Origin of the sequence: Apibacter sp. ESL0432 (genome assembly GCF_019469225.1) — a bacterium.
Classification (GTDB): domain Bacteria; phylum Bacteroidota; class Bacteroidia; order Flavobacteriales; family Weeksellaceae; genus Apibacter.
Genome location: NZ_CP048266.1, coordinates 2,147,712 through 2,159,234 on the forward strand (window position 1 = coordinate 2,147,712; position 11,523 = coordinate 2,159,234).

10 protein-coding genes are annotated in these 11,523 nt (G+C 30.2%); 6 read left to right on the top strand and 4 right to left on the bottom strand.

Features of this window, described 5'->3' with window-relative positions:
* The first annotated feature begins 30 nt into the window (after nt 1-30).
* Nucleotides 31-774 (top strand): YebC/PmpR family DNA-binding transcriptional regulator, encoded by a 744-nt coding sequence (locus tag GYM73_RS09235; protein WP_105296552.1) that lies wholly within the window; start codon nt 31-33, stop codon nt 772-774.
* A gap of 159 nt (nt 775-933) precedes the next feature.
* Here the strand turns inward: GYM73_RS09235 and GYM73_RS09240 are convergent, their stop codons facing one another.
* Nucleotides 934-1,233, bottom strand: coding sequence for a DUF3817 domain-containing protein (locus tag GYM73_RS09240; RefSeq protein WP_160542867.1), 300 nt, complete (start codon nt 1,231-1,233; stop codon nt 934-936).
* A 282-nt stretch (nt 1,234-1,515) separates the two neighbouring features.
* On the opposite strand from GYM73_RS09240, the gene GYM73_RS09245 reads away from it, so the two are divergent.
* Both GYM73_RS09245 and GYM73_RS09250 read left to right on the top strand, forming a co-directional pair.
* On the top strand, nt 1,516-3,981 hold the full coding sequence (locus tag GYM73_RS09245) for a glycoside hydrolase family 3 protein (RefSeq protein WP_255570964.1): 2,466 nt from the start codon (nt 1,516-1,518) through the stop codon (nt 3,979-3,981).
* A gap of 150 nt (nt 3,982-4,131) precedes the next feature.
* Nucleotides 4,132-4,791 carry a YggS family pyridoxal phosphate-dependent enzyme gene (locus GYM73_RS09250; protein WP_220233644.1) on the top strand — a complete coding sequence of 220 codons (660 nt, stop codon included), beginning with the start codon at nt 4,132-4,134 and terminating at the stop codon, nt 4,789-4,791.
* Here GYM73_RS09250 and GYM73_RS09255 read toward each other — a convergent pair.
* The gene (locus tag GYM73_RS09255; protein ID WP_220233645.1) at nt 4,779-5,711 is read right to left on the bottom strand and encodes a metallophosphoesterase; all 933 of its coding nucleotides are present in this window, start codon (nt 5,709-5,711) and stop codon (nt 4,779-4,781) included. The genes GYM73_RS09250 and GYM73_RS09255 overlap by 13 nt on opposite strands.
* A gap of 11 nt (nt 5,712-5,722) precedes the next feature.
* The gene (locus GYM73_RS09260) at nt 5,723-6,295 is read right to left on the bottom strand and encodes a 5'-nucleotidase (RefSeq protein WP_220233646.1); all 573 of its coding nucleotides are present in this window, start codon (nt 6,293-6,295) and stop codon (nt 5,723-5,725) included.
* Between the two features lie 623 nt (nt 6,296-6,918).
* On the opposite strand from GYM73_RS09260, the gene GYM73_RS09265 reads away from it, so the two are divergent.
* From GYM73_RS09265 to GYM73_RS09275, 3 genes are read left to right on the top strand one after another with little or no spacing between them, the layout of a single operon-like run.
* Nucleotides 6,919-7,971: an NAD-dependent epimerase gene (locus tag GYM73_RS09265; protein WP_220233647.1), complete on the top strand. Its 1,053-nt coding sequence runs from the start codon at nt 6,919-6,921 to the stop codon at nt 7,969-7,971.
* Nucleotides 7,972-7,987: 16 nt separating this feature from the next.
* The gene (locus tag GYM73_RS09270; protein WP_220233648.1) at nt 7,988-9,295 is read left to right on the top strand and encodes a nucleotide sugar dehydrogenase; all 1,308 of its coding nucleotides are present in this window, start codon (nt 7,988-7,990) and stop codon (nt 9,293-9,295) included.
* 9 nt (nt 9,296-9,304) lie between these two features.
* On the top strand, nt 9,305-10,303 hold the full coding sequence (locus GYM73_RS09275; RefSeq protein ID WP_220233649.1) for a glycosyltransferase family 2 protein: 999 nt from the start codon (nt 9,305-9,307) through the stop codon (nt 10,301-10,303).
* A 6-nt stretch (nt 10,304-10,309) separates the two neighbouring features.
* On the opposite strand, the gene GYM73_RS09280 is transcribed toward GYM73_RS09275, so the two are convergent.
* Entirely contained in the window at nt 10,310-11,356 is a 1,047-nt protein-coding gene (locus tag GYM73_RS09280; RefSeq protein ID WP_220233650.1) for a glycosyltransferase, read from the bottom strand.
* Between the last annotated feature and the right edge of the window lie 167 nt (nt 11,357-11,523).

Consider the following 11,523-nt stretch of genomic DNA (forward strand, 5'->3'; position numbering starts at 1 on the left):
TTATTTTTGTTTTAGAAATTAAACTTGATTATGGGACGCGCATTTGAATATAGAAAAGCTTCAAAATTAGCCAGATGGGACAAAATGGCAAAACAGTTCAGCCGTATTGGTAAAGAAATTGCAATTGCTGTAAAAGCCGGTGGTCCTAACCCTGAATCTAACCCTGCACTTCGTCGTTGTTTACTTAATGCGAAAGGTGTAAACATGCCTAAAGACAATGTAGAAAGAGCGATTAAAAAGGCTTCAGGGGCAGATGCAGAACAATACGATGAAATAACCTATGAAGGATATGGACCGGGAGGAATTGCCATTTTTTTAGAATGTACTACTAATAATCCTACCCGAACTGTAGCCAATGTTCGTGCTATATTTAACAAATTTGAAGGAAATCTGGGCAAAAATGGAGAACTTACATTTATTTTTGATCGAAAGGGGATTTTTACTTTAGATAAGTCAAATCTGACTATGGATTGGGACAGTTTTGAATTGGAAATGATTGACGCAGGAGCCGAAGAAATTGAAGAAGATGAAAATGAAGTGATTATTACCTCTTCTTTTGAAGATTTTGGTTCTATAAATCATAAATTTGAAGAATTGGGTATAGAGCCTAAGAGTGCGGAATTACAAAGGTTGCCAAACAATACAAAAGCTCTTCCGTTAGAACAGGCACAAACTATTTTGAAAATGCTTGAAAAATTTGAAGACGATGATGATGTTCAACAAGTATTTCATAATATGGAAATTACTGAAGAATTGCAAAACGCTGTAAATTAGAATTTTTTACATATATAAAAAATAGAAAGTTTCTTATGCTTATAAGAAGCTTTTTATTTTTTTTATATCTATCGTATTCCTTTTAAATCATTGATAATAATTTAAACAGTTTTAAATTATTAGTTGATTTCTACAACCGAAAATCTAAAATTGGTTAATTTATGTTCGATTGATCTTAGCTAATTTTTTTTCGACCCATAGCGTTGCGAACGGGAAAAAGGCTGACATTAATACAAATACAAAATCTTCATCATCCCATTTATAATGCTTTCTAACTAAAATTGCCAATATAATATATGCGGTAAAAAATAAACCGTGTATCATACCCGTCGGAATCATAAATAAGGTATAATGAAAAAAATATTTTAAGGGCATGGCTACTAAAAAAAGTAAGAAACAACTTATGCATTCAGCATAACAAGCTAAATTAAAATATTTTTCTACCTTTTTTTTATTCATTTGCTTACCTTTACTTGTACAAAAATAATCAATTATCAAGATAATTTTCGCATTTACATAAATGGTTCGTATTATCTTTTTATTTAGATACCACTGTATGTGAATACATCTTTAGTTCAATTTCATCTTTTTTTATTATATAAAATCAGAATATATATCTTATTGTATATCAATTATTGAATATTATATAGCAATAGCAAGACACTTAACACCTAATTTATATCATGTCTATGTTAATATATAATAAATAATTTGTACCTTATGAGAAAAAAAAATAATATGATGAAAAAAAGATTTGTATTATATGCATTAGCCGGTTTTTGCACATTTAACCTCAGTAAGGCGCAAACCTATCCTCAAATCGTTGTAAATAATCAAAGATTTTCTGATTGGAACAAAGATGGAAAACTACAACCTTATGAAGATACTCGACTGTCGGATTATGAAAGAATTAATGATTTAATTTCTCGTTTATCTGTTGATGATAAAATACATTTACTCTTGGGTACAGGAATGGTTGGATTTGAAATGTTGAAAGGGTTTGAAGCTATAGACCCTAAAGGAGTCACAATACCAAGCTATCTTATTCCCGGATCAGCAGGTTCAACTACACCCATTGACAAATGGGGCGTTCCTGCAGTAATATTTACCGATGGTCCTGCAGGTGTCCGCATTTCTTATAAAAGAAAAGGAGAAACAAGAACTTATTATGCCACAGGGTTTCCTGTAGGGGCCCTTATTTCGACCACTTGGGATACAGAATTAGCAAAAGAAGTTGGAAATGCTATTGGAGATGAAGCCTTAAAATATGGCTCGGATATTCAATTGGCTCCGGCATTAAACATCATTCGCAACCCTTTGTGTGGGCGTAATTTCGAGTATTTCTCAGAAGATCCTTTAATAGCCGGTAAATTCGCTTCAGCGATCACACAAGGAATTCAAAAAAACGGTGTGGGTGTTTCTTTAAAACATTTTGCCGCAAACAATAGTGAAAATAATCGAATGGACTTAGATGTTCATCTATCTCAAAGAGCATTACGAGAAATTTACCTACGCGGATTTGAAATTGCTGTTAAAGAATCTAATCCGGCAACCATTATGTCTTCTTACAATAAAATTAACGGGACTTACACTTCGGCAAGTTATGACTTATTAACTACCATTTTACGTCATGAATGGGGCTTCAAAGGAGCAGTAATTACAGACTGGTTTGGCGGATATGCCGATGTATCAGCTATAAGTGATACCAGCCATGATGGAATAAGTAAAGATTCTTATGAGGAAGATATATTTGCAAAGCAATTACATGCAGGAAATGATTTATTAATGCCGGGTACACAAGTACAATTTGAAACCCTTAAAAAATACATTGAAACTAAACGTCTTTCTATAGAAGATGTAAATAATTGCTTGAGAAATGTATTGGAAATGATCTATAAATCTCCACGGGTAGCCGGTTATGTACCAACTAATAATCCGGATTTGAAATCCCATGCACTTTTAAGCAGAAAAGCAGCTTCAGAAGGTATGGTTTTATTAAAAAATGAACAAGGGGCTTTACCTTTAAATAAAGGAAGTAAAATAGCCTTATTTGGAAGTGGTTCATATAATATTATAGCAGGAGGAACAGGAAGTGGAAATGTAAATAAAGCCTATGTAATTTCTTTACCTAAAGGATTGGAAGATAACGGTTATGTGATTGATAAAAATTTAAATCAAACCTATTCTCAATTTGTTAAGGAGGAATTAGCTAAAACTGAGGAATTAAAGAAAAAATTACTCGCTATCTTACCAACTTTAACTCAGCCGACCATTAAGGAAAAAGCGATCCAAAACAGTGCTAAAGAAAATGATATTGCAATCATTACTATTGGAAGGGAAGCGGGTGAATCCGGAGACAGAAAAATTCCTGATGATTTTGATCTTTCCGAAAAAGAACAAAATTTAATTTCTGAAGTATCAAAAGCATTTCATCAACAAAATAAAAAAGTGGTTGTGATTATAAATTCAGGAAGCGCTATTGAAACTTCCAGTTGGAAAGATAAAGTAGATGCTATAGTTTGGGCAAGTCTTCCCGGACAGGAAGGTGGTTATGCTATAACCGATGTACTTTCAGGAGCTGTGAATCCATCCGGAAAATTAACTCAAACCCTACCTGTTAAATATACAGATGTTTCTTCTTCTTCTAATTTTGACGGAGTTCCGGCAGAAAAACCAACTGACGTATCTTATAAGGAAGGCATATATGTGGGATACAGATATTTTAACACTTTTAATGTTATTCCATCTTATGAATTTGGGTACGGCCTTTCTTATACAAAGTTCGACTATTCTGAACCTGTATTGAGTTCCGCTGAATTTAATCAAAAACTTTTGATCTCTCTTAAAGTTAAAAATACAGGAAGTGTTGCAGGTAAAGAAGTTGTTCAATTATATCTTTCAACTCCTAAAGGGAATATAGATAAACCATCAAAAGAATTAAAGGGATTTGTTAAGACCAGAGTATTGAAACCGGGAGAAACTCAAGTGGTATTTTTCGAACTTCAACCCAAAGACTTAGCTTCTTTTAATCCTTTGGCTTCCGCATGGATTGCCGATGCTGGAATCTATAAAATTGAGTTTAACTCATCTCTTACCAACACTAAGCAAGTATCTAATTTTTCATTACCAAATAAGTTAATTGTTGAAAAAGTAAACAATGTGTTAAATAATGATCTTAATTTTCAAGATTTAAAATCTAATAGATAAATCATAATCCATCATTTTTAAAGTCATATTAATTTAACAGAGCGGAAAATAAAATATTTTCCGCTCTTTTTTATATACTATGTTTCTCCCATTATTTTATCAAAAAATTTATTAGTACTTTTAACCTTCGTAAAAATATATTTTCAATCCATGTCTATAGCAGATTCATTACAAATAACTTTAGAAACTCTACCTTCTAATGTTCAATTAATAGCCGTTTCAAAAACTCATCCTGCAAAGGAAATTGAAGAAATGTATCAATGTGGACAGATCGATTTCGGTGAGAATAAAGTTCAAGAATTAGTTGAAAAATATAATCAATTGCCTAAAAATATTCGCTGGCATCAAATTGGGCATTTACAAAAGAATAAAGTAAAATATATTGCTCCTTTTGTTTATTTGATACATTCTGTTGATCGTTTGGAATTGCTTGATACTATTGAAAAAGAGGCGGTAAAAAATAATCGTCCGATTTCTGTTTTATTACAAATAAAAATAGCTCAAGAAGAATCTAAATATGGATTAACTTTCGATTCGGCTCTTGAAATACTTAAGCTTAAAAAGGATGGAATGTTTCCACATGTTACTATTCTTGGTCTTATGGGTATGGCTTCATTTACTGATAATACTTCTCAAATTGAAAATGAATTTTCTTCCCTTCACGATTTTTATATAACCCATCAAAATGAATATGGTCTATCGATTTTATCCATGGGCATGTCAGATGATTATCTAATTGCCATAAAGTGCGGAAGTAATATGGTTAGAATTGGATCTAAATTATTTGGAAAACGAAATTATACGGTGTAATTTTTTACGGGAATTGTTTGATAAGCTATTTCTTTTAACGTATTGTCTTGGGTAAAGAGAAAATCAATTCTGCCTAATAATAAACCGGCCCATCCCACTTGATTGAGCAATACTACTTTGCCTTCTTTGTTTAGATATTTTTCCGGTTCTTTAAAAAAGGTATGAGTATGGCCTCCAAGTATTAAGTCTATATTCGACGTTTGCTGACACAATTTTACATCGCAAATTTTATCGGGAAAATTAGGATATTTATATCCTATGTGGGAAAGGCAAATTACTAGATCGCACTTTTTTTCTTTTTTTAACATTCTTGCTCGATCTTGTGCAATTTCTATAGGATCCAGATATTTAGTTTCTAAATAATTCTTTTTTTCTACCAATCCGGCTAATTCAACGCCTAACCCAAATAATCCTATTTTAATGCCTCCCTTTTTTATGATTTTATAATCTTTGGTTAATCCTTCCAACAGCGTATTGCTAAAATCATAGTTGGAACAAAGAAAGTCAAATTTAGCATGTGGCAGTTGTTTTTTAAATCCCTCCAATCCATTATCAAATTCATGATTTCCCATAGTTGAAGCTTCATATCCCATGGTTGACATTAATTTAAACTCCAGTTCACCTCCGAAAAAATTGAAATAAGGAGTTCCTTGAAAAACATCACCCGAATCTAATAATAATACCTGTGATTCTTGTTTTCGTATAGCATCTATTAAAGTAGCTCTTCTGGCAAAACCTCCTTGATTGGGATTTTTGGTATAAGTCGACGGAAAAGGGTCTATTCTACTATGTTGATCATTGGTATGTACTATGGTTATTTTTTTGTCTGAATGTAAAACACGGGAAGCAAATGATAGGGAGGGAAAACTTAAAGCTCCTCCTGCTAAAGCAGCTGTTTTGATAAAATCTCTTCTTTTCATTTGAATTTTTTTTAATCTTCAAAGACTAATCTTTGATCTTTAATGTCCGGCAATATTTTGTAATTTTTTACCTGTTCTAATAGAATATCTCGTAATTTTAAATGAGTGATTTCTTGGGCATCCGATTTCATGAAAAAATTCATTCTATCTCCGCCATTCATTAGATAATCTATGGTAACAACCCAATATTTTTTTGTTGGATCAAAATTTTTACCTTCAATTTGTGCAGAAATCAATTTATCTTTCTTATATACTAATTTTATTCCTGCCAACGGATGCCCTTTTTTTTCAATTCTTAAATAATCAAACATTTCTTTCATTCGAGATCCATCCAATTGTAAAAGGACCATCTCATTTTCAAAGGGCGATACTTCAAATATGTTTTCAACAGTAACAACTCCTTTAGGGATTATAGTTCTGATTCCTCCGCTATTTAACAAACAAAAATCGGGTTCAGGTTTATTGTTTGTTTTAGCATACTTTTTAGCATATTCCAATACTAAGTCTGCTAATAGATTTCCTTCGTTGCTGGAGTATCCTGCTTTGGTGAAGTCTACATTGGCATAACTAATGGGTTGATTCATTATTGAATCTAATTGTTTTTTATATGGATAAATGAAATTGATAATTTGTGAATCCGATTTAATTGAATCAGTAATTTTTTTATTAAGATGTATTTGGTACACCTCTTTTACCTTATTTGTTTTACAATGTATCAGTATTAGTAATATAAAACTTAATAAGAATATATGTCTTATTGCTTTCATAACCTTTTCATCGAACTAATTGAAAGTTAGATAAATTTTATTTAACCTGCAATGAATTCAGTAAAATTTTATTTCTAATTCCACTTCCAAGCTATCTTTTTTTGCATCTTTTCTATCAAATTTTCTTCGTTGTAAAAAGGATCTTAAACTTTAATCTTTTGCATTTATTTCGTCAACTGCATATGCATTACTATAAACTTATCATCAGTGACAAACAATCTTAAGCATTAAACTACTATATACCAAATATGTATATCCCTTTATTTTAAGAATTCCATGAGTTTAAAAATTTTTTTTAGTACTGAATTACTTGAGAGCATGATCTGTTGTAAGGTATATCTTATTCATTTTTTCAATACTATCCACTCAAAGTTAATGAGTCACTCAAACTATCAAAATAAAAATTTTTAAATTTGTATTTTGTTATAAAAAAAATCTGAATGAAAATCCTTGTTACAGGAATTGCCGGATTTATCGGTTATCACTTAGTAATGTCTTTAATAAACAGAGATGATGAGATAATTGGTCTCGATATTATCAATGATTATTATGACGTCTCTATTAAATATGGAAGATTAAAAAATTGTGGATTTGATAAATCCAATATTGAATATAATAAACTGATTAAGAGTTCCAAATATTCCAATCTTTCATTCATCAAACTAGGTCTTGAAGATAAAAATAATTTAGAAAATTTATTTAAAGAAGAAAAATTCGATAAAGTAATTAATCTTGCTGCTCAAGCCGGGGTTAGATATTCTTTAGTCAATCCTCAAGCCTATATTGATTCAAATATAACCGGATTCCTTACTATATTAGAATGTTGCAGGAATTTTTCTATCAAGCATTTAACTTATGCCAGTAGTTCCAGCGTATATGGTCTGAATGAAAAACAGCCTTTTTCAACTAAAGATAATGTTGATCATCCGGTAAGTTTATATGCCTCAAGTAAAAAATGCAATGAACTGATGGCACATACCTATAGTCATTTATTTAAAATCCCAACCACCGGATTGCGTTTTTTTACCGTTTACGGTCCGTGGGGTAGACCCGATATGGCCTTATTTATCTTTACTAAATCCATTTTAGAAAATAAACCTATTGATGTCTATAATTATGGAAAAATGCAACGTGATTTTACCTATATTTCAGATATTGTGCAAGGAATTATAAAGGTTAATGACAATCCGCCAATAGGCAACTCTAACTGGGACCCTCTTAATCCGGACCCTTCGTCTTCATCTGCTCCTTATAAAATCTATAATATAGGAAATAGTAAGCCTGTGGAACTTATGTCTTTTGTTAAAACTATAGAAGAAGAATTGGGTAAAAAAGCAATAATAAATTTACTGCCTATTCAGCCCGGAGATGTTCCTGCTACCTATGCTGATGTTACTGATTTAATTGAAAATTTTAATTATAAACCTCAAGTATCCGTAAACGAGGGAATTAAAAATTTCATTGAATGGTATAGAAATTTTTATTCAATTTAAATTAAAAATCGACACAATGCTTTTTTCCCCTCAAAATATTAAAATAAGTATAATAGGTCTCGGATATGTCGGACTTCCTTTAGCTTTGGAATTTGCAAAAAAATATAAGGTAACAGGATTTGACATTTCAACCGAAAGAATAAAACAATTAATTGAATCTAAAGATATTACTCGAGAGGTATCTTCTGAACAAATTTCAAATGTTATAGTTAAATCCGCAAAAGATTTAGAAAACCAAAACGGATTTTATCCTACTTCGAATTTGGATGACATAAAAAATTCAACGATTTACATCGTGACCGTACCTACTCCTGTAGATTCATCCAACAGACCTGATTTAACCCCTTTACATTCTGCTAGTACCACTGTAGGGAAAGTAATTAAAAAAGGTGATGTTGTTATTTATGAATCTACGACTTATCCGGGATGCACGGAAGAAGAATGTGTACCTATTATTGAAAAAATTTCAGGACTAACATATAATCGTGATTTTTTTGCAGGATATTCTCCTGAAAGAATCAATCCCGGTGATAAAATTAATACCCTCACAAATATAAAAAAAGTGACCTCCGGGTCTACTCCTCAGGTTGCAGAATTCGTAAATAATTTATATTCTTCCATTATAACCGCAGGTACCTATCAGACAAGCTGTATTAAAGTTGCCGAATCAGCAAAAGTAATTGAAAATTCACAACGGGATATTAATATTGCTTTTGTTAATGAATTAGCAAAAATTTTTAATTTATTAGGTGTTGATACGACGGAAGTTCTAGAGGCTGCCGGAACTAAATGGAATTTTTTACCGTTTAAACCCGGCCTGGTAGGTGGGCATTGCATTGGCGTTGACCCTTATTATTTGGCCCAAAAAGCCATGGAATTAGGATATCATTCCGAGATTATTCTCGCCGGAAGAAGATTAAATGATTCGATGCCTTATTATATCGCTTCCGAAGTAATTAAGTTAATGATTAAAAAGGATATTATTATAAACAATTCAGACATTTTAATTTTAGGCATTACATTTAAAGAAAATTGTCCGGATGTTAGAAATACTAAAGTGGTTAATATAGTTAAATGTTTGGATGAATATGATTTAAATATAACTATTTGCGATCCTTTAGCAAACACTAAAGAGGTTAAGCATGAATATGGTTTAGATATATTTAATGAAATTCCGAATTCCATGAAATTCGACACAGTAATTCTTGCCGTACCACATCAAGAATTTAAAGAAATGAATATTAAGAAATATTGTAAAGATAATGCTGTAATTTACGATTGCAAATCTTTTCTAGACAAAAAAATTGTTGATGCTCGATTATAATTAATTTATATGCCATATCCATTAGTTACTGTCTCTATTCCCGTTTACAATTGTGAAAAATATATTGGTCGCAGCATTAATTCTGTATTGAATCAAACCTATCCTAATATAGAAATACTATTGGTGGATGATAAAGGAAAAGATAATAGTTTAAATGTTATTAAAAAGATTCAGTCTCAACACCCTGAAAAAATAAGAATTATAGAACACGAAACCAATCAAGGTCTTTCCATAGTTAGAAATACAGGTATAGATCATGCAAGGGGTAAATATTTATTTTTTTTGGATGGTGATGATGAAATTGTTCCCGAGTGTATTGAAGAATTAGTAACATTGATTAATAAAACGCAGTCTACTGTTGCTGTGGGTGAAATATCCGCAATTAATACATTCAAAAAAACACAATATAAAATATTTCCTTTTAATCACTCCCTTACTGCCCTTAAAGGAAACGATAGTATCTTTGAATATTTTTGTAATGGTTCTTGGCCAGTAAGTGCTTGTAATAAACTTATTGAAGTTGACTTTTTTAGAAAACATAAAATTTATTTTGTAAAAGATTTATTTTCTCAGGACGAGTTATGGTCTTTTCATACGGCATTGAAGCTAGACAGTATATGTTTTTTACATAAATCAACCTATTTTTATTATCTTCACAATGAATCTATTATTTTTAATAAAACTAAAAGAAATTTTGAAAATCATCAAACTATAGTTGAATATTTTACAAGAGCTTTTAAAGAAGCTAGTCCAATAAGGAAAAAATATATGCTAAAGCATATTATCTCATTTAAAGAAATTACCCTTACCATGCAATGGAAATGTATGAAAAAGGATATTGCTTATTGGAAACTGAATTATAAAAGATTAAAAAAAGCTCCTTCATTATCTTTTTTTGATTACTTTTCTTCTTTTTATTCATTAAATCAAAAAAAGAAAAATCTTTTTCAAAACTTACCGGTCAATATTGGATATAAATTATTTAAATGGAGATTTGAACGAAAATAATTTTTTTTAATGTTTTAGAAATAAAAGACATTTTATAATATATTTAATTTGATAGGTTAGATCCAATTTAGCACAATACGGATAAACTGATATATATTGGTATAAAATATTCCAGGATAATCTCTTTTGAGCAAGAAAATATCCTAGTACACTTTTTTTATATGTGTTTTCTAAAAATTTTGAACTAAATGGACATTCTATACTTTCATTATATTCAATTAATTTTTTTGCCCAATCTATAAATAGCTTCAGATCATCATAATTTCTTATCACTTGATGGATTAATAAAGCGTCTACAAATTTTTTATCATACAATTCTGAACTTTCATCAATTAATTTGCTTAAGACTTGATAATGTAAGTTTTTAGATATTTCCCATTGCTTTTCATTTTTTAAAATCTTATTATCTGATTTTATAAAGGATGCTTGGTTTCCTGTAATTCTATATACATAGAGGGCTTCAGGAATTGTTAAAAATTTGCCTCCCTTTTCAATCATCCTTATAAATAATTCATAATCTTCTGAAAATCTTAAATTTTCATTATAAAATAAATTATTTTCTTTTAAAAAAGTTGCCCTGAACATAACAGCTGCATGAGCAATGGGACAGCCTAGCAATTGTTGATCTTTTATATCTGAGTGATTAATTTTAAATTTTATCACATTGTTTTTTAATCCAATGCATTTCAAAAAAGTAGAACAAAGAGCTAAATCTTGATTTCTTTCCAGTACCCGAACCTGCTTTTCTATTTTATCTTGCAAGTAATAATCATCTCCATCTAACAAAGCTATATATTTTCCTTTTGCTTGTTTAATTCCAATATTTCGAGAATTTGCTGGACCTAAATTTTGTGACTTTTCATATAATCTAATTTTTTGATTTTTAGAATATTTACTCTTCACCATTTGTACTGTATTGTCTGTAGAACAATCATCAATAACAAGTATTTCCAAATTTGAATAGGTTTGATTTAATATACTATCTATTGCTTGCTCAATATATTTTTCAACATTGTAAGTGGGAATTATTATAGATACTAAAGGTTGGCACATGAGTAATTAAAATTAATTTATTTCGATGAATATTGAAACAAATATTCTAAATTCTTTGTTATAATTATTTAAAGGATTATAAAAAATTATTAGTATTTAATCATACAAAATTAGAAAAAATTCAAGTTTCTGTTTTTATTATCTTAGTATAAATAATCGTTTTAGTA